We start from the raw sequence: 20,025 nt of genomic DNA on the forward strand, positions 1-20,025 counted from the left end.
AGAACGACCGCATCAAATCGCGGCGGATGCGCTTGATCCCGGACGAAGATGTAGCAAATTCAACGAACGTATCCTTTATCCCCCCGCCCATAACGGTCTGGTTGCAGGTTCGAATCCCGCCGGGCCCACCAAGAGGATCAATAGCTTAGTTCGTCCTGATTGCCCTCGGCGCGGCTACCGCACCAGAAACCGCACCAGATACGTGTACTTTTCGCTCGTAGGTAGCTGCGTCTCCATCACTCGTCCAGCACATCCAGGAAAGCCTCTATCCGTTCGAACGGGGTCTCGTGCGTCTTGCTCGCATAAACGACGCGATCGCCGTCACGATGCAGCGACCGTGTCCTCGATTTCGACAGTCTCCCGGGTAGGAACGTCGCCGCGACAGCCTCCGGCCCGACATCGAGCCTTACGATCCCACGGCGCTTGCAATCGATCCTGAGCCTCGCTGCTGCGAAGAAATCTCGGCCGGCAGAAGGCAGTCTGCCGAAGCGGCGCGAGATCTCTTCCTCCAGGTCTTCCAGATCGTCTTCGCTTCGGCACCTGGCGGCGCGGCCATAGATCTCGAGGCGCATGGCTTCCGATTGCACGTAGTCCTTGGGCAGCAGATCGGCGAGCGGAAGGTTGAGGTCAGGCACCCACAGATCGGCGGACCGGTCGTTGGCCTTCTCCGAGGCCTGTTTCAGTAGATGACTGTAGAGTACGGGGCCGAAAACTTGCACGTGGCCGGATTGCCGTTCGGACAGCAGATCTCCGGCGCCTCTGAGGTCAAGATCGCGCTCGCTGATGGCGAAACCCGCGCCCGGTTTGCTAAACTCCTCCATAACAGCTAAACGCTTCCCGGATTGTTCCGAGCTAGATTCGGTCAGCATGTAGGCGAAGGCGCGCGTCCCGCCGCGTCCTACCCGCCCCCTTAGTTGGTGGAGCTGTGCGAGACCAAATTTTTCCGGCCAGCAGACCACGATGGTGTTCGCGCGCGGAATGTCGAGACCGCTTTCCACGATATTGGTCGCCAACAGAACATCGGCCTCACCTTCGACGAAGCTCATCATTCGATCGTCAAGCTCATCGGCGGGTAGCTTGCCATGCAGGCAAACGATGCTGAGTTCCGGCGCCACCGATTGCACGCGCGTGAAAAGCGGATCCAGATCCTGGATACGCGGACAGATCAGGAAACTTTGCCCGTGACGTCGCTTCTCGCGCAGCAACGCAGCGGCAATGGCGGCATCCGAAAGCGGCGCGATCTTGGTCACGACCGGAAGCCGATGAACGGGCGGGGTTGCGATCACGCTCAGCTCCCTGAACCCCGCGAGACCTGCCGCAAGCGTGCGCGGGATCGGCGTGGCACTCATCCAAAGTGTATGAACGCTCTTCGCCAAGCCCGAAAGCTTCGCCTTCTCCGCCGCCCCGAAGTGCTGCTCTTCGTCGACAATGACCAGGCTCAGGTTGTCGAATTTCACATCCTTCGATGCGATCGCCTGCGTGCCGACCACGACCTTCATTTTTCCCCTTCGCAGACCTTCCTTCGTCCCCTTCATCTCCGGAGCCGACGTGGCTCGCGACAAGCTTCCTACCTCGATGCCGAGTGGCGCAAACCGTTTACGGAAGGTTGCGACGTGCTGCCTTGTCAGAACGGTCGTCGGCACGACGACAGCAACCTGTTTGCCCGACAGCGCAACGGCGGCCGCCGCGCGCAGAGCAACCTCGGTCTTGCCAAATCCGACGTCGCCGCAGACGACCCGGTCCATCGGATGACCCGACGCAAGATCATCCAGGACGTCCCGAATTGCCGTCGCCTGGTCGACGGTCGTGAAATATGGAAAGCGCGCGACGAACCGCTCGTATGCGGGACCGGGAGCGACCAGCTTGGGAGCGCGCCGGCGACGCCGTTGCGCGATGTGTTTGGCGAGCGCCTTGGCGGCAACCTGAATTTCCTGCTCCGCCTTGGTACGTCGCGTCCACCACGTACTTCCATCCGCCCTGTCCAATGTCAGCTTCCCGAGCTCCGCCGCATACGGCCAGATCAGCGCAAGGTCGGCGGGCGGAATGAGGACGGCATCACTCCCCGCAAATGCCAACCTGATCATCTCGCGGGATGATCCCTTTCCCATGTCGAGGGTTTGCAAGCCATCGAGCACGGCCAGCCCCCGCTGCACATGAACCACGACAGTGCCTCGCTCCGGCACGTCCGGATGATCGAAAGCCGCACTCCATGCTCTGGCCATGGGCTGCGGATGATGGGCCCGGCTGCCGAGCACGTCGGTCGCCGTCACGACGACAAGCGGCTTGCGGCCCGAACCGATGAAGCCGCCGTCGAAGTCAGCCAGGAGCGCCGCTTCTCCACCCCGCCCCTTCGCCGCCTCGCTCCAATCTGCGACGCGCTCCGCCCTGATCCCGCTCATTCGCTCCATCGCGCGAAGGTCGTCCTCCACCGCCGCAACAAAGACCAGCCGCGATCCGGCGCGCTCCGTTTCGGCGACAAATGCGCGGAGAGCTTTTCGCGACGAGGCAACTTTCGAGAAATCGGGCGTCGCGGTGTAAGCTGCCTTTCGAGGCAGCGCACTCATGCGTTTGGTCAGCCGCTTCCAGTCACCGGGCCCGAGGTACTCCCGCTCCGCCTCCCTGCGGCCGGCCGCCTCCTTGATCGTGCTTAGCCAGCTATCGGCGTGACCCGAAACTCCCGCGTCCGCGATCCAGTGGGCGCGCTGACAATAATCCGGCAGCGCCGCCCGCCGTGCCCGCTTGCTTCCCAACGCAATTCGTTCCGACATCGGATCGATGAGCAGTTCCTGGGTATCGAAGACGACGTCGTGTTCGTTGGGATCTACCCCTGCGATTCTGCGGATCACGCCACCGGAATGCTCGATTCTGAACGGCCCAAGGGCGCCGGCAGGAAATACTTCGAACGTCATTCCGTGGAACAGGACGCTTCCGGGATAATCCGCCTCTTCGTCGAGATCGTATTCCAGGGCTTCCAGACGATCCTTGAGATCCTGCTCGGAGTAGCGCGCACCTACCTTCAGGCTGATGCTGAGGCGCCCCCAGCTGACGGGCAACGGCAACCGCTCCATGATCGCCTCCACCGTCGACACCAGGAAGACAGGCTTCTTGCTCTTCGCGATACGCCGCAACACCGAACTTCGCCTGCCGGCGATCTCGCGCGACGGCTCCAGCCCGTCAAACGGCAAGGTATTTAGCCTCGGGAACACCAGCACCTCGAGCGAAGGATCGAGTGACTGCAGCACGCTGCCCAGCCGCTCCGCCCTGTTCTCGCTTTCCGCAAGAAAAACGATGCCGTCACGCCCGGACTTCGTCCATTGCTCGAGAAGATGCAGCGCCAGCATGCCGAGTGGCGAGGAGGATGAGATCCCGGAACGCGTCAATCCCTTGCTTTTCTTCTTCGCGCCAGCAGCAGCGCGGGCCTTCTTGGTATTCGCCACGTCGGATCCGTTGTTAATCACACGAGGTCGCCTTGTGGGAGCATCGAGGATGGATTCCGATGTGCTCCCGACTCAAGCTTTCGCCGAACTCATTACGATTTCACGCCGGTGTTGAACAGCAACGCCGTCGCGCCGCAAATCGTTGACGAGAATGAGCATCAGGCTGCGTCCTTCGCGCTGTCGTCGCGTGCAATGATTGCAGACGAACAGATCGACGCGATCTTTCCTGCGATCACTTGGCGAGGATGCCCGAAAACGGCGCACCTCAACGTCAAAGCGTAAAGACGAGCCGCGGCATCGCGGCGAGGCCAGCCCGGGGGTCCCGACAAAAGCGTCGATTTATGGTGCGCTCAGAGGGCGGGCTCATTTGCCGCGATTTCAAAGAGTTACGGCGGAGGGCAACGAGTTTTGGTGCAGTTCGGGCGCAAACGCGCCTTTTAGCCGAACCGCTGAAGAAGGGCCCTGCCCTATGCGGGGTCACGCGCCGCTGATTAAGAGTCAGCTCCTTTACGGGTTATTACAGATGCTTAGCTGTAAATACCCTTCTCAGCGAGGCCATATAGATCAATAGGTTGCAACCGAATTGTAAATCACAAGTCCGCCGATTCCCTACCCGCAGCCCCTGCGTTCCGAACGTAAGTAGCAATCGAAAAGACCAACAAAATCAATGAAGTTTGCTCAGCCCAGCGAATTTGAAGGCAAACGGCGCGATGACAAAGACCACCCCCCGACCGCGCGATCGACCCACCGGTGCAGCCAGTAGGGAATGATGTGGACAATTCTGGTGGGATGGCCGGTCAGAACCGCCAAGAGCAGCGCGGGCACACCGACGACAACCGAAAGCTCCACTGCAGCGGCTCCGCTTTGGCCGAGCCCCAGCACGAACGGCGCTGCGATCAAGACGACCGCGACAGGATAGTCGATCAAGTAGGCGTGGATAGATTTGGTGATGAAGCGAAACGACATCGAAGACTCCCCTGCTTGGTTACTCGAGCGGGTTCTTTGCGACGTGGAAAGTGCATCCACCCAAGAGGGCGATTTCGCGATCCCGTGATGGCAAGCACTTCGTCACGGGCCAGCCCGGTTAGACGAGCGATAAGGGTACGCCGGCACGCCAACCATTAGAAATGCCCGGTCGTTATCGTTTCCATTCCACTCATCCGGCGCCATGGAAGCAGGTTAGTTTGGCGCGTCGACCGCGAGTGTCCGAGGGCGGCGCTTCAGTGTTCGGCTGTCGAGGTCAGGGAAGACTTGTACGACAGCATTGTTCGCTTCATGCGTAGCGCATTTGGAGGCTTTTGAACCGGCCGCAGTGAACGCATGCGCCGCATGCTCTCCCCGGAGCTGGACGCATTCCACGATTTCACGCCGTCCGAGCGACGACCGACCAGTCGCGAAGGCGCGCGACCTTGACGAAAGCGTCAAGCGCCGGCGAGTAGCGGCGCCCCTGCACAGCCAGTAGCCGCACCTCCCGCGACACCGGGGAGCCTTCGAGTGGAATGGTCTTGAGCGTTGGAAGCCGAGGCATGTGCTCGGGCGCGAGTATCACGCCAAAGCCGGCGGCGGCCATGTGCTGAAGGTGCAGGTCGTGACCGCTGCAGTGGCCGAGGTTAGGCGGTTCCTCGGGGAAGTACGACTGCTGGATCTTAGGGGCGACGTCGCAGTCGGTGCGTTCCAGCAAGACGGTCTCGCGGAGGTCATCGATGCTGATCGAGGGACAGTTTGCGAGCCGGTGTGTCGGCGCGAGAACCGCGACGTAGCGCTCCTCGAACAGCAACCAGTCGTCGATGCGGGCGGGCACACCCCGCACATCCCCGACCATTGCGGCGTTGATCTCGCCCTCGAGCAAGAGGTCGACGAGCTTCTCCGCCACGCCCTCACGCAGTTCGACGTGAAGTCCAGGGATGCAGTTTGCGATCTCCGCGATCGGATCGAGGACGAGCGACGCCGAGATGGATGGGGCCAGGCCGATCTTCAGTGGCGCGACGTCCTTGCGCTGGAACTCCTGGGCTCGGCGACGCACCGCCTCCGCCGAGGCCACTGTGCGCTCAAGCATCGGAAAGACTTCCTTTCCAAGGTCGGTGAGCTGCGTCAGCTGGCGCTCGCGGTAGATCAACTGCCCGCCGAGTTCCTGCTCGAGCTTCTGCACCCCCTTGGTCAGCGCGGGCTGCGTGACATTACATTGTTCGGCGGCGCGGGTGAAGTTGAGCGTGGACGCGACGGCGAGGAAGTAGCGAACCTGATGAAGCTCCATGGGTTGTTCTCCGTCAAGTTGCGGCTGTCCATACTGACGAGCCTTGCGTCGCCCCGTCCGGACTCGGACGCTCGTGGTCGTTCACCAAATGGGGGAAGGCGACCTCGGTGACTGTCAACGGCCGCATGTTGGTGGCTTGGGGCGCTGTGGTCGATTGCACGGAGGTATTGTGAGGCTCGCCTGTCGCTGCCAGCGCTAAGCGATCGCTTAGACTAGAAGTGAGGAAGTAAACCTCGCGGCCAGAATCCGTTCGCCGGATGGACACTTAAGTGAGAAGATCAGCGGCGCAGCAAACTCCAGTGGACGCCATTGCGAGTAAATGACGCCTCGCGCGAGAAGACTCGGGACATGCCTTTCGGCTCAGAAATTCTGCGGGTGCTGTAGTCTTATATCGAGGCGGTCCGCCATCCGGCTGAGTTCGGGAAGCGAACGCGCGTTCAACTTCCGCATGAGGTTCACGCGATGCACCTTCACCGTGGATTCGGCGATGCCGATATCGTTGGCAATCTGTTTGTTCAGGCGACCGGCCACGACGCCGAGCATAACTTCACGCTCACGGGAGCTGAGCATGTCGAAACGCTCCTTGAGCGCAGCCAATGCGCTGTCACTCTCTCGGCGGGCACGATCGCGAGCGAGGCCGCCCTCGATGGCGTCAAGCAGGTCCTGATCACGGAATGGCTTTGTAAGGAACTCTATCGCACCGCCCTTCATCGCCTGCACGGTCATCGGCACGTCGGCGTGCGCCGTGATGAAGATAATCGGCACTTGCCTCTTTGCAGCGACAAGGTCGCGCTGAAGCTCAAGACCGCTTCGTCCCGGCATTCTCACGTCGAGCACCAGGCAAGTGGGACCGTCCGGCGGATCGGCCTTGAGAAACTCGGGAACAGACGAAAATTGTCGGGCAGGTAAGCCGACTGTCCGCAACAGCCGCACGACCGAGTCGCGAAACTCGGGATCGTCATCGATAACCAAGACACAGGGATTTGCCTCGCCCATTCTCCGACATCCTGCGTGGGGGAGCGCATTTTTCCTATTCCGGCATCATTCTACCCACAATCAGTCGAGATGAACAGGCATCTTTCGCCTAAGCGGATAGCCGGACGCCTAAGCCATCGCTTACGGGCGCGGTCATTGCATTATTGGAGAATGTCCCGGACATTAGAAATCGCATGCAGGCACGAGCTATGCCGCCAGTGCGGGGGACGAGGAAGGTGCCTGGAACCGGCAATGTTGAACCGAACACTGATATCCATCGTCGACGATGATCAGCTCTATCGTGAGTCGATGCGAAAGCTCGTGGTGTCAATGGGCTACACTGTCGAGGCGTTTCCGTCAGCAGCCGAATTCCTGGCGTCACGCCTTTTGCCGGAAACTACCTGCCTGATCGCCGACGTTCACATGCCCGGAATGACCGGGCTCGAGCTGCACAGGCATTTGGTCGATGCTGGGTACGCAATCCCGACCATCCTCGTTACCGCCTACCCCGATGAGGTCGTCAGGGATCGGGCTCTAAAGGATGGGATCGTTTGCTACCTCAGCAAGCCAGTGGACGACGACTATCTCGAGCGATGCCTGCGTTCGGCTCTACAGCCAGGTACTTCGATTGAGGACAATTCATGAGTCGTTGTCCGCCGGCAGGGTGAACCGAAATACGGCGCCGCGAGGTTCGTTCGCTTCCGCCCACAACTTGCCCCCATGAGCATGGATAATGGAACGGCATATCGACAACCCCATCCCTGTTCCACTGGACTTCGTGGTGTAAAAGGCGTCGAAGACTCGATCGAGATCCTGCGCATCAACGCCTGGCCCGGAATCGCGTACGGCTACGAGGGCGCCTGCCTGATCCTGCTCGGTGCTGATCAACAGCTCTCTTGGCCCTTCCTCAACCGAGCCCATCGCTTCAGCCGCGTTCAGAATCAGGTTCAGCAAGACCTGTTGGAGTTGAATGCGATCTGCCAGAACCGGAACCACACCGTCCGCAAGCAGAGCCTGGACCGAGACGCCATTCCTGTGGATCACGCTTTGCGCCAGTACAATCACTTCGTTGGTAGCCGGATTGAGATCAAAACGCTCTTTTCGCAGAGGCGCTTTCTTGATGTGATCGCGCATCCGTCCGACGATATCTTTGGCTCGGTCCGTGTCCCTGACAACGCAAGCGAGCGCTTCCCTGGTCTCATCCAGATTTGGCGGGTTCATTTCCAAAAAGCGCATCCCTGCACGGGCATTGTTACGAGCGGTCGCGATCGGATGCAGAATTTCGTGAGACAGCGAGGCGGCCAATTCTCCCATCATGCTCACCCGGTTCATATGAGTGAAATCCAACTCGAGCTGGCGCAGCCTTTCATGTTCGCCCTGTGCTCGTTTTCGTTCCGTCACGTCGACGGTTGTGGTGATAACCTCAGCCAGCGTGTCTCGGGGGGAAAACACATGATAGCTAGTTCCTTCCACCCATTTGATTGTTCCGTCAGGTAGCAGGAGTCTGAACTCGGCCATGAGATCTCTTTTCTGGTGCACGGCCTCCTGAACCGCTCGCCACACTCTGTCGCGGTCCTCAGGGTGAATGCGCTCCCACATGCTTTGTCGACTTGGAAGGCCCTGCAGCGGATCAAACCCCCAGATCCTGTAACTCTCGTCCGACCAATAGAGGTAACGCATCGTCGTCGCGTTGTAGATCCAATTGCCAGTGCGGCTGAGTCTCTGTGCTTGGCTAAGCGCTTCCTCGACGCGCTTGCGCTCGGTCAGGTCGAGGACGAACGCAAGGCCCTGGTCACCTCCTTCCTTGAACAGCGCGGCGCCAACAAGCACAGGCACCCGGCTGCCGTCCTTCCGAACATAGGCTTGCTCGAAGGGCTGAAGCCTTCCAGTCGAGTTCAGTTCTTCCCAAGCGCGTTTGTCGAGCTCGCGCCACTCCGGCGGGATCAGCCCAGTCCGGTGCAGTCGACCCCAGACCAGGTCCTCACGGTCATATCCCACGATGCGTAGAAACGCGTCATTAGCTTCGAGGATCCGTCCTTCGCGGTCAGCAATGACGATCCCAATGATGTTGGCGTCGACCAAACACCTAATCTTCCCTTCCCGATCCGCGAGGTCGTCATAGAGCCGCGAATTTTCGAGCGAGATTGCCGCCTGCGACGCAAGCACCTTCAACACTGTGACGCGGCCAGGCGTGAAAACGTGGGCCGTCAGGTTATTTTCGAGGTAGAGCACACCCGCCAACCTGCCCTGTTTGAGCAACGGCAGGCAGAGAATTGAACGGGCGTGATGCTGATGAATGTACTTGTCGGCAGAAAACGGGTTCGCGGCTGCGGCATCGTGGAGAAGAATGCTCTCTTTCGTCCGGATCACGTAGTTTAGGATGGACTCCGGTAGATCTGCGGCGGTTACACTCGCTCGTCGCTGACCGACGGTCACCGTATTATTGCTGGTCGTGACTTCTGCCTCAATCCGATACCCATCACCTACCGCAAGGATCAACAGACCTCGCCCGGCCCCCGCGTGCTCAATCGCTGTGCGCATCAGCGTGTCGACCAGTTTCTCTAGAACGATCTCGCCCGACACGGCTTGCGAGACTTTGATAACAGTAGCCAGGTCCAGTTGTTCGACCGGTGCCCCGATCGTGCTTGTGGGGCCGGCACCCGGCTTTTCCTCCCTGAGGTGCGGATACAACTCGTCGAGTTGGCGTACCTTGCCGTCGGCTCCCCAACGGATGTATGCGTACCGCGCGTCCTGCAGATAGGCATGCGCGATCTTCTTGAGCCCTCGTGCGGCATAAAAGCGTGCAGCGACTTCGTTGGCGATCGCCTCGTTGTGGACAAAGCCGTGCGTGTGTGCCGAGTGGATGGCGCGCTCGTAAAGATGTTCGGCATCGAGAGCGCGGCCTTGGATCCGGGCGATCTCCGCCCCGACGAGTGCGGCGCGGTTCTCGAAGTTCTCCGGGCAAGCCGTTGCCCAGACCTCGAGCTGCCGGTGGTGCGCGGCCAGCGCCCTGACATGCTCCTGCCATCGGCCGGCCGCCGCGGACTCGCAGGATGCTGCTCTGGAGAGCGCACTGTAAAAGTGGTATTCCGCACATTCGAAAAAAGACGCCGATGTCGGCTGCAGCTGTTGCGCCCTCAATGAGGCTTCGAGGGCACCCGCATAGTCGCCGGCAAAGAAGCGTGCCTGCAGCTTGCGGGTCCAATACGAGCCCTCGGCCAACTTCAGATCCGGATTCCTGCAGAAGCGGGACTCCAGTAGGTCTTCGTCAAACTGCCCATCGTCAAAGCAACCGAAAATCGGCGTCAAGCCGCGGAGCGTCCGAATCAGCCCAAGCTGGCCGGCGATGGAGTCACTCGCAAAACCGAACTGTATGTCCCGCGCGAATGCGAGACCATGCTCGACCTCGACTTGCACGTTATCGAGCGGATCGCCCGCCGCGAGAAGATACGTGTTCAGGTGGGTGTAGTAGTACGCCGCAAAAGTGAGGTCACCGATCTGGTTTGCCGTCTCAAACGCACGCCGCAGCAGATCACGACCTTCCCGGACGTGCCTCGTCCAGAACATGAGTAAATATCCAAAGTTCAAATAGGTTCTGGCCTGGAAACGCTTTAGCCCGCGCTGCTCGACCAGTTCATAGCCGAGACGGCCGAATCGAAGTCCCGCCTCGTAGTCGCCGAATTCCGGTCCAGCTAGCCTGGCAAGCACTGCATAGGCGTAGCAAGAGCCGTCACAATTGCCGCCCTCGAGGCTGAGATTGGCTGCTCGACAGATGACCATCGAACGTAGTTTCGCATCCGTATAGTGGGCGGGCGGCCCGAGCTTCGTCAGGACATCGAGGGTCGCGAGCAATGCGGCATCGCCCATCAAAGGCAGATCGATGAGGCTTTCTATCGTGCGGGAGCCGAGTTGGGACCAGATCCGCTCATACTCGCGTCGGGCCTCTTCTTCCGTCGGGTGCGGCGACCAATTGATGCCCAGTTGGCGGAGATAGTCGAGACCGACTGCAATGGCGCGGCTGCCCTGATCCAGGGTCGTGTAAAGATCCACCTGCAGGCATGTGATGCGGGCTCGTTCGATCGTCGTTGCGGCCCGGGCCGGCAGCACGGCCAGGCGCTGCTCGGCTTCCGCCAGTGCACCGGTGAGGAACTCGCATTCGGCCCGGTGCAGCTCCAGCTCAAAGATCAGGTCGTGCCGGCGCTCCCAAGAGTCCGCTGGCAGCAGTGCCGCGCCGGAGAGCAGATAGTTCAGCGCAGAGGCATAGGCTGTCGAGGTCTTGGCGCGTCTGCCTGCAATTAAATTCAACTCTGCGACGCGCTCAAGCTCCTCAATTGACGTGATGAGATGCGAGCCGCGGTTGAGCTGATTGACGATTTCGAATATCGCCTCTTCCAGCTTCTCTGGGGGGGTCTGAGCTGCGAGCAGCATCCCTATTCGGAGATGGGCTTCGGCACGCGATTCCTCCGGAATCAAGGAGTAGGCGGCTTCCTGGACATGGTCGTGGAGAAACTTGTAGGAATCCTCCGAACGAAAGATCAGCCCTGCTCGCACCGCTTCCCAGAGCTGGCCGTGCATCTGCTCCTCGGAGATCTGGTAAACGATCCGCAACATGGTGAACCCTGCGACGTTGCCCAGGCAGGCGAGCTTCCGCAATGCGTTGCGGGTTTCGGCGGACAGGCGGTTCAGCTTTCCCACCATAAGGTCCACCACATTGTCGGTGTAACCTTTGGCGTGAATGCGATTCAGGTCCCAGCACCATTGCGCCTCGCCATAATCGAAAGTGAGCAACGCTTCGTCGGCGAGCGCAGAAATGAACTGAATAGCGAAAAGCGGATTGCCGGTTGTCTTCTCGTGGATCAGCTGTGCCAGCGGCGCGATTCTCTCCGGTTCGCTGTGAACAGAATCCGCGATGAGTTGCCCCAAGTCTTCACAGGTCAGGGGTGACAATACGATGTCTTGCAATATCGCTCCAGCTAGGCGCATCGCTTCGAGCTTGCGCATCAGCGGGTGGATGGGATCGACTTCGTTGTCGCGGTAAGCGCCAATCAACAGCAGGTTCTGCACATCCGGCCGGGTCAACAGATCCTCGAGTAAATCGAGCGTTGCTGCATCGAGCCATTGGAGGTCGTCGAGGAACAAGGCGAGCGGATGTTCCGGCCGCGCGAATACGCTGATAAATCGCCGGAACACCAGCTGAAAACGGCCCTGCGCATCCTGTGGCGGTAGCTCGGGGACCGGTGGCTGTTCGCCGATGATGTGCTTCAATTCCGGGACGAGATCAACAATGAGCCGAGCGTTCGGTTCGAGCGTCTCGAGCAGCGCCTCGCGCCATTGCCGCAGCTCCACTTCGGTCTTGCTCAAGAGCGGGCGGATCAGGCTCTGAAAGGCCTGCGCAAGGGTGGCATAGGGGATGTCGCGCTTGTACTGGTCAAACTTGCCCGATGCAAAAAGACCGCGGGGCAGAACAAGTGGCTTATGAAGCTCGTTGACGACCGCGGACTTGCCGATGCCGGCGTATCCGGAAACCAGCACCAACTCCGGCCTGCCGCCGGCGGCGATACGGTCGAAGGAGGCAAGCAGGGTATCGATCTCGGTTGTCCGACCATACAATTTCTCGGGGGTCAGCAGCCGGTCCGGAGTGTCGTGTTCCCCGGGCGGGAATTCGTCGATATCGCCTCGGCTTTCCCATTCAGCAAGGCAACGCCGTAGATCGCTCTCGGCGCCTGCAGCCGTCTGGTAACGCTCCTCAGCAGTCTTGGCGAGCAGCTTCATAATTATCGCAGAGACGGAGCCTGGGAGGTTTTTCAATCGCTCGCCGGGCGGCGCCGGTGGTCTTGCAATATGGCAGTGCACCCATTCCATCGGATTGGCCGCCGTGAAGGGCAGAACGCCGGTGATCATCTGGTACAGCGTGACGCCGAGGGCGTAGAGATCGCTGCGGGCGTCGATCGAGCGGTTCATCCGCCCGGTTTGTTCGGGTGCCATGTAGGCAAGCGTACCGGCGATGGTCTCGGGCGGCTCGGGTGCCTGCCGCTCGCGGGACAGGCGCGAGGCGATGCCAAACCCGGTGAGCCGCACGTGCCCATCCGCGCAGTTCACCACGATATTAGCCGGCTTGATGTCTTTATGGATGAGCCCGCGCTGATGAAGCTTGCCCAGAGCCGAGGTAACAGCGATAGCCAGGTGCAGGAAGCGTCCTACCTCCATCGGCCCACCGAGCAAACGGTCGAGCGGCTCCCCGCCCGGATCATCGAGCACTAGCACGATCCGACCGGCGTCGCGCATGAGGGCCAGCGGCCGCACCGCCCACGCCCCGTCGAGTTCATCTTTTAGCTCGTATTCGTGCGTCAGGCGATCGAGTCTCGTCAGCGACGGGTGGTCGGCGGCAGAGGCAACAAAAAGCACGGCAACTCGGTTGCCATTGTCATCCAGTCGCCAGCCGCGACTGAACACGCGCTCGCCGTCCTCCCACAACACCTGAGAGCTGCCGTTCGAGTACGCGACGTTCAGCGACTGCTGCACCATCTGTCAGACTCCGGCCTCGGGCTTCGGCTTGAAGCGGGCTGATCAAGCTCTTCGCCACACGCGCGGCCTCACCCGGCCTGGAGAAATCGTACTCCATCACCCGGGAAATGCCAGCCGCCCTCCGTCTTGCCGGGTACGGCGGAGGCGGATCCCGCTTCGTTTAGCAGCAATTTGGAGTGATTTGCCCGCCCAGAGCGTGCAGAGGCTCGAGCTGGAACTCAGCCATCGCGAGCGCCAGCAGTTGGCGCAGCTCACCGACCCTGGAACGTAACGGAGATAGTACTCCGGCTTCGTCGCGCATCGGCGCCGCCGCGACTCACTCCGCCGCGGCCGCGATCGTTCGGGTCGGCCTGCCCTCGTTCCTGCCTTCTGCGAGGTTGCGCACCACCATGTAGAAGATCGGCGTGAAGATTAGGCCGAACAGCGTGACGCCGAGCATGCCGAAGAACACGGCGACGCCAACCGCCTGGCGCATCTCCGAGCCGGAACCGGTCGACACCACCAGCGGCAGCACGCCGAAGATGAAGGCGAACGACGTCATCAGGATCGGCCGCAGCCGCAACCGGCAGGCCTCAATGACGGCGTCGAGCCGCGACCTGCCCTCGAGCTCGATGTCGCGCGCGAACTGACGATCAGGATCGCGTTTTTGGCGGCAAGGCCCACCAACACCACGAAGCCGATCTGGGTCAGGATGTTGACGTCCTGGCCCATGATGCGAACGCCGATGGTTGCCGCGAACAGGCACATCGGCACGATCAGGATAACCGCGAACGGTAGCGTCCAGCTGCCATATTGCGCCGCCAGCACCAGATAAACGAACAGCACGCAGATCGGAAACACATAGAGGCCGGCATTGCCACCCGTCACCTGTTGATAGGACAGATCGGTCCATTCGAGGGAAAAGCCGCTTGGCAATGTTTCGTCGGCGAGCTTCTTGATGGTGTTGAGCGCCGTCGCCGAGCTCACGCCCGGCGCCGGCTCACCCTGCACCTCGGACGCCGAGTAGAGGTTGTAGCGCGCGACGCGATCGGGTCCCGAGGTGTCCTTGAAGCCCACGATGCTGCCGAGCATCACCATGTCGCCGGCCGCATTGCGGGTACGCAGCCGCGCGAGATCAGAGGTCTCCTTGCGGAACGGGAGATCGGCCTGCGCGGTGACGTGATAGGTGCGTCCGAACAGGTTGAAGTCGTTGACATAGGCCGATCCGAAGTAAGTCTCGATCGTGTCGGTGATGTTGGCGATGGGGACCCCGAGCTTCTGGGCCTTGACGCGATCGATATCGACGAACAGCTGCGGCGTATTCGCCGTGAAAGGTGAGAACACCGAGGTCAGGTTTGGCGACTTCCGCGCGGCGGCCACGAGCTCGTCGGTCGCGGCTGCGAGCAGCTCGGGACCGCGCCCTTGTCGATCCTGGATTCGGATGGCGAAGCCGCCGCCGGTGCCGATGCCCGGCACCGCAGGCGGTGGAATCACGATGATGAAAGCGCCCTGGATCACCGACAGCCGCTTGCGTAGATCGGCCGTGATCGCGTTGGCCGACAATCCCTTCCTCTGCCGTGCCTCCGGCTCGTCGAACACCGGGAACAACGCCGCAGCATTGCCGACCTGCGTCCGCGTCGCGCCGGAGAAGCCGCTGAACGCCCCGACACGGACGATACCTGGTGTGTCCAGCGCAATCCGCTCGATCTCGCGCACCATCTCGGCGGTCCGCGCCAGCGACGCGGCGCCTGGCAGTTGCACCGAGACGATGAGGTAACCGCGATCCTGCGCGGGAATGAAGCCCTGCGCGGTGGTGGCGAGCAGCCAGCCGGCGCTGCCGATCAGTGCGAGATAGATCACGAGCAGCATCACCGTATGCCGGATCACGAAGTCGGCGGCGGTCGCGTAGCCGTACGCCAGGCGATCAAAGATGCGGTTGAACAGCGTGGTGAAGGCGTGCCAGCCGCGCGCAATGATGTTCCAGCGCGCCGGCGGACGTTTCTCCTCGTGCGGAGTAAGGACCTGCGAGGCCAGTGCCGGCGACAGCGTCAGCGAGCAGAAGCAGGAGATCGCGGTCGCGACCGCAATGGTGACCGCGAATTGCTGGAAGAACTGCCCGGAGATGCCGCCGAGGAACGCGGTCGGTACGAACACCGCGCACAGCACCAGCGCGATCGAGACCAGCGCGCCGCCGACCTCTTCCATGGTCTTGAGTGCCGCCTCGCGCCGGCTCATACCGTGCCGGAGATGTCGTTCGACATTTTCGACAACCACGATGGCGTCGTCGACCACGATGCCGACCGCGAGCACGAGGCCGAACAGCGTCAGATTGTTGATCGAGAAGCCGAGCGCGGCCATCACCGCGAAGGTGCCGACCAGCGACACCGGGATCGCGATGATCGGAATGATCGCAGGCCGCCACCCCTGCAAAAACACCAGCACTACGATGACGACGAGCGCCATCGCCTCGTACACCGTCTTAATGAGCTCATGGACCGATTGGGCGATGAATTCTGTGGGGTTGTAGCCGATATTGTAGTCGAGCCCCTTCGGAAAACTTTCCTTCAGTTTCGCCATTGTGGTGGAGATTGCCTTCGCTGTGGCGAGCGCATTCGATCCGGGCCGTTGCGTCACCACCATTGCAACGGCCGACTTGCGCAATATGCGGCTGCTGGTGGCGTAGGACAGCGCACCGAGCTCGACGCGAGCGACGTCGCGCAGCCGCACGGTGCGGCCGTCCGAGCCGGCCTTCACCACAATGTCCTCGAACTGGCTGATATCCTTGAGGCGGCCGGTGAAGACGAGGTTCGGCTGGAGTGCGCGATCGGCGATCGGCGGCTCCGCGATCTGTCCGCCGGTGATCTGCAGGTTCTGGGCGCGGATCGCTGCCAGCACCTCGCTCGATGTCAGGCCAACATCAGCGATTCGGTCGGGATCGAGCCACAGCCGCATCGAGTAGTCGCGCGCGCCGAACATCTGGATGTCACCGACGCCGTCAAGCCGCAAAAGCTGATCACGGACCTGCAGCAGTGTGTAGTTGGAAATGTAGAGCTGATCGACGGTATCGTCGGGCGACAGCACGAACACGGCCATCAGGATGTCTGGCGAGTTCTTGCGGGTGACGACACCGTTGCGCTGCACCTCGTCGGGCAGCCGCGGCTGCGCGATCGCGACGCGGTTCTGAACCAGAACCTGCGCCTTGTCGAGGTCGATGCCGAGCTTGAAGGTGACGGTGATGGTGAGCTGGCCGTTCGAGGTCGCCTGGCTGTAGAGATACAGCATATCCTCGACGCCGTTGATCTCCTGCTCGATCGGGGCGGCGACGGTGTCGGCTACGGTCTGCGCCGAGGCGCCCGGATATTGCGTGGTGACGGTCACGGTTGGTGGCACCGCCTGCGGATATTCCGAGACCGGCAGCGTCTGGTAGGCGATCGTGCCGACGATCACAAGCACGATCGACAGTACCATCGCCAAGATGGGCTGGTTGATGGAAAGCTTTCCGAGATTCATGGCTTGGCACCTGCCGTGGCCTTGTCGCCTGCCGGCGTCTGTGCCATTTTCGGTGTCACCTTGGCGCCGACGCGGGCACGCTGCAGCCCGTCGACGATGACGTGATCCTCCGCCTTGAGGCCCTCGCGAATCACGCGCAGCCCTTCATCGAGCGGCCCGAGCACCACCGGCCTTGCCTCTACCGTGTTGTCCGCCTTGACCACGAACACGATCTTGCGCGACTGGTCGGTGGCGATCGCAGCGTCCGGGATCAGCAGCGCCTCGTAGGGCGACGAGCCGATGATCCTGACGCGGCCAAACTGCCCCGGCAGGATCGAGAGATCCTTATTCGGGACGATCGCGCGGCTGCGCAGCGTCGCGGTCGAGATGTCCAGACGATTGTCAAGGAAGTCCATCTTCCCCTCATGCGAAGGCTTGGTCTCGCCGGTCAGCGTGACCTGCACGGGATTTGACGTATCGCGCGAACTCGGCCGTTTGCCTTCGAACCACAGCTTGCTGTTGCGCTGATAGGTCACCTCGTCGACGTCGAAATAGATGTAGATCGGATCGAGCGACACGATCGAGGTGAGCAACGTAGCGCCGCTGTCGGCACCCTGCACGAGGTTGCCCGGGGTCACCAGATGGCGACTGACGCGGCCCGTGATCGGCGCCAGCACGTGGGTGAATTCAACATTGAGCTGCGCGGCCTTCAGCGCACCCTCGGCCTGCGTCTCGGCAGCATAAGCAGCCTGCAAGGCTTGACGGCGCTGATCGACGACCTGTACCGAAACTGCGCTGGTCTGGACCAGGTTCAGGCCACGGTCGAGTTCACGCTTAGCGAGTTCTGCCTTGGCCCGCGCGTCGTCGAGCTGGCCCTGAGCCTGCGAGGCGACCGCCTCGAACGGGCGCGGATCGATGATATAGAGCAGATCGCCGGCATGGACGATCGCACCGTCCTTGAATTCGACGCTGTTGACGAAGCCGCCGACGCGGGCGCGGACCTGGACCTCCTCGATCGCCTCGAAGCGGCCGGTGAACTCGTCCCAGTCGGTGACCGTACGCTTGACCGGTTGCGCGACTGTCACCGGCGGCGACGGAGGCACGGCCGCCTGCGATTGCGCCTTCTCGTCGCAACCAGCGAGCGACAGCGCGAACAGCAGACCGATCGGTGCGCCGCCGCATCGCGGAAAACGACGAAACACACCGTGCGCCGAAGCCGGATGCTTCGCTGCCGCCAAGATCCCGCCGAGCCGCAGTGTCAGCGTGCCCATGGCGCGACGATTTCGATTACGTCGTTGCTCTGCATATCGACCCACCGCCTTCTTGATCTTCCGTCGCTTTCCACATGTCGCTCGCGTATCTGCAAGTTTCGGCTCGACGATGCTTCGGACAATGACCTTGCAACGCTGGCGACGGAAATCACCTCTCGCCATGGAGTCGATAAACGGCCGTTATTGCCGCTCGCCGCGCGAGCGTGATGCCGTAGCAAGGAAGGTCACGAGCCGCATGGCACTCGAAGCCGCGATGTTTTTATTCTGCGGAGGCTTCTGATTCGCGTGCATTAGCCCCCGGCAGGCGCTCGCGAAGCCGCTCTCCGGGGAGCCTCGACAACGACTTTACGGAGCATTCCTGGCGGTTATAGACATGATAGCTTTACCCGAATGGTCGCCGGATTTAGTTGTGGGACGCACTGGCTGAAGCGGACGCGGCGCTGAGATCTCGCACGAACTCCGAGACTCGTTTGCGCTGCTGCTGGCGTACACACGCGTCGAAGCGAGTGGATCAATCATTCGAACAATCGGAATCCAATCATGGCCAAGATCCGCGAAGTTGTCGTCGCAAGCGACCCCACCAATCGCGGCGCGCTGGTTGGTCGCGTCGGCGCATCTCAGTTTCCGATCGGCGGCCCAGATGGAGCCGGCCACGTATCTCCCGGTCCCAATCCTTACGACCTTCTTTGCGCGTCTCTCGCCGCATGCACCGCTATGACTGTTCGTTTTCAAGCCCGGCGCCGACAATTGCCGCTGGAACGGGTAGAGGTGGGCGTCAGCTTCCGCCACGGCGCCCCGGGTGAAAGAGATTCGTTCGAGCGCACTCTCGTGCTGGAGGGAGAACTCGACGTGCAACAACGCGCATTCCTGCTGGAAGCCGCAAACCTCTGCCCGGTTGGCGAACTTCTCGGCATTAGCGCGGATATTCACGCACGCCCAGACCCCACTACTTCGGGACACAGCACAAGCGTTCAGGCCAGCTATGAGGATGATCTGGCTCAGCTACCGATCCCGAATATCACGCCGGATTGAACGTCTCTCGTGCGGTCGATCAAATGCAGCCGGCGCCGCCTCGCGCCCTCAGTGCCCGGAAATCATGCGCTCGGGGAGCATTCGCTCAGTTTCACTGCTTCGCTTGACACGCTTTTTTTCATGCGTCGCGTCGATGGCATCGATTCCATAGCCACAGGTCATTGGACCATCGAGTTTCGCGATCGTGTTTTTGCTTGCCTGCAAGGGAACTCGGAAAATCACGAGATACCACTCACGAGGGGGTGGACAATGAAGGCAATCGTCGTAACGGACCGGGCTGCTGGAACCGCCGAAATGAAGGTCGTGGAGCGGCCCGAGCCGCAATCAGCGATCAACGACGTCGTTGTTCGAGTTAGGGGTGGTGCGTCCCGGAAACTGGCCTCAGAAGCCGCGCCGTCCGGTGGCCGAGGTGTTGACTCTCGTTTGATTATTAGTGAAGCCGATCGCTTGCGGAGATCGTAATGCCACGAATTGCGGCTCTAAAGCCGGAACAGGTGCCGGCCGATTCGAAACCGACCCTCGATATGTTCACCAAGAACATCGGGTTCACCCCAAATATGATGGCGACCTTCGCGGCAAGCCCGATCGCGTTCAACTCATGGGCTACCCTCCTCGGCTCCATGAGCAATGCGCTCGACGTGAAGACGCGTGACAGCATCGGCCTCGCTGTCTCCGAAGTGCATGGCTGCAACTACTGCCTGACGGTTCACAGCTTTACGGCCGATCATATGGCCAAGCTGCCAGCCAATGAAATCATCCTCGCTCGGAAGGGCCATGCCAGCGACCTCAAGCGGGACGCCGCCATCCAGTTCGCACGCAAAGTCGCCGAGACCCGCGGCAAGGTCGGTGACGCCGATCTGAAAGCCGTCCGCGACGCCGGCTACACAGATGCGAACCTCATCGAGATCGTCGCGCTGGTGGCCATGTACTCGCTGACGAACTTTTTCAATAACGTGTTCGATCCCGAGAAGGACTTTCCCGCCGTTGCGCCGGTTGGCTCGATCTGAACTCTATCCGGTCGCAACGAAAGACTCTTGGGAATGCGTCCCTGGCTTTTGGTAAT

General features: G+C 61.2%; 10 protein-coding genes and 2 pseudogenes. 5 read left to right on the forward strand and 7 right to left on the reverse strand.

The genetic code is table 11. The annotated features are described in order from the left end of the window. Positions 1–236: 236 nt before the first annotated feature. A complete protein-coding gene (locus CI41S_RS18540; RefSeq protein WP_139861092.1) occupies positions 237–3,341 on the reverse strand; it encodes a DEAD/DEAH box helicase in 3,105 nt (1,034 codons plus the stop codon). Positions 3,342–3,545: 204 nt separating this feature from the next. Between CI41S_RS18540 and CI41S_RS43545 the strand changes: the two genes are divergently transcribed. After that, a complete protein-coding gene (locus tag CI41S_RS43545; RefSeq protein ID WP_172628095.1) occupies positions 3,546–3,719 on the forward strand; it encodes a hypothetical protein in 174 nt (57 codons plus the stop codon). Positions 3,720–4,115: 396 nt separating this feature from the next. On the opposite strand, the gene CI41S_RS18545 is transcribed toward CI41S_RS43545, so the two are convergent. The 3 genes from CI41S_RS18545 to CI41S_RS18555 form a co-directional block, all read right to left on the reverse strand. After that, the gene (locus CI41S_RS18545; protein WP_244626584.1) at positions 4,116–4,403 is read right to left on the reverse strand and encodes a hypothetical protein; all 288 of its coding nucleotides are present in this window, start codon (positions 4,401–4,403) and stop codon (positions 4,116–4,118) included. Between the two features lie 397 nt (positions 4,404–4,800). Beyond that, on the reverse strand, positions 4,801–5,691 hold the full coding sequence (locus tag CI41S_RS18550; protein ID WP_139860972.1) for a LysR family transcriptional regulator: 891 nt from the start codon (positions 5,689–5,691) through the stop codon (positions 4,801–4,803). Positions 5,692–6,051: 360 nt separating this feature from the next. Beyond that, positions 6,052–6,687: a response regulator transcription factor gene (locus CI41S_RS18555; RefSeq protein WP_139860973.1), complete on the reverse strand. Its 636-nt coding sequence runs from the start codon at positions 6,685–6,687 to the stop codon at positions 6,052–6,054. Between the two features lie 231 nt (positions 6,688–6,918). Here CI41S_RS18555 and CI41S_RS18560 point away from each other — a divergent pair, with 231 nt between their 5' ends. After that, on the forward strand, positions 6,919–7,311 hold the full coding sequence (locus tag CI41S_RS18560) for a response regulator transcription factor (RefSeq protein ID WP_139860974.1): 393 nt from the start codon (positions 6,919–6,921) through the stop codon (positions 7,309–7,311). On the opposite strand, the gene CI41S_RS18565 is transcribed toward CI41S_RS18560, so the two are convergent. The 3 genes and pseudogenes from CI41S_RS18565 to CI41S_RS18575 form a co-directional block, all read right to left on the reverse strand. Beyond that, positions 7,306–13,191: an ATP-binding sensor histidine kinase gene (locus CI41S_RS18565; protein WP_139860975.1), complete on the reverse strand. Its 5,886-nt coding sequence runs from the start codon at positions 13,189–13,191 to the stop codon at positions 7,306–7,308. The two genes, CI41S_RS18560 and CI41S_RS18565, sit on opposite strands and share 6 nt — an antisense overlap. A 316-nt stretch (positions 13,192–13,507) precedes the next feature. Continuing rightward, positions 13,508–16,680, reverse strand: a pseudogene (locus CI41S_RS18570) (efflux RND transporter permease subunit). Then, positions 16,677–17,930 (reverse strand): efflux RND transporter periplasmic adaptor subunit, encoded by a 1,254-nt coding sequence (locus CI41S_RS18575; protein ID WP_139860976.1) that lies wholly within the window; start codon positions 17,928–17,930, stop codon positions 16,677–16,679. The pseudogene CI41S_RS18570 and the gene CI41S_RS18575 overlap by 4 nt, the downstream one beginning before the upstream one ends. 540 nt (positions 17,931–18,470) lie before the next feature. Between CI41S_RS18575 and CI41S_RS18580 the strand changes: the two genes are divergently transcribed. From CI41S_RS18580 to CI41S_RS18590, 3 genes and pseudogenes are all read left to right on the forward strand, one after another. Further along, a complete protein-coding gene (locus tag CI41S_RS18580) occupies positions 18,471–18,962 on the forward strand; it encodes an OsmC family protein (RefSeq protein ID WP_139860977.1) in 492 nt (163 codons plus the stop codon). A 249-nt stretch (positions 18,963–19,211) separates the two neighbouring features. Continuing rightward, positions 19,212–19,316, forward strand: a pseudogene (locus tag CI41S_RS44480) (NADP-dependent oxidoreductase); the annotation flags it as partial. 107 nt (positions 19,317–19,423) lie between these two features. Next, positions 19,424–19,969 (forward strand): carboxymuconolactone decarboxylase family protein, encoded by a 546-nt coding sequence (locus CI41S_RS18590; RefSeq protein ID WP_139860978.1) that lies wholly within the window; start codon positions 19,424–19,426, stop codon positions 19,967–19,969. The last annotated feature ends 56 nt before the right edge of the window (positions 19,970–20,025 follow it).

Source organism: Bradyrhizobium ivorense (assembly GCF_900696085.1).
Taxonomy (GTDB): domain Bacteria; phylum Pseudomonadota; class Alphaproteobacteria; order Rhizobiales; family Xanthobacteraceae; genus Bradyrhizobium; species Bradyrhizobium ivorense.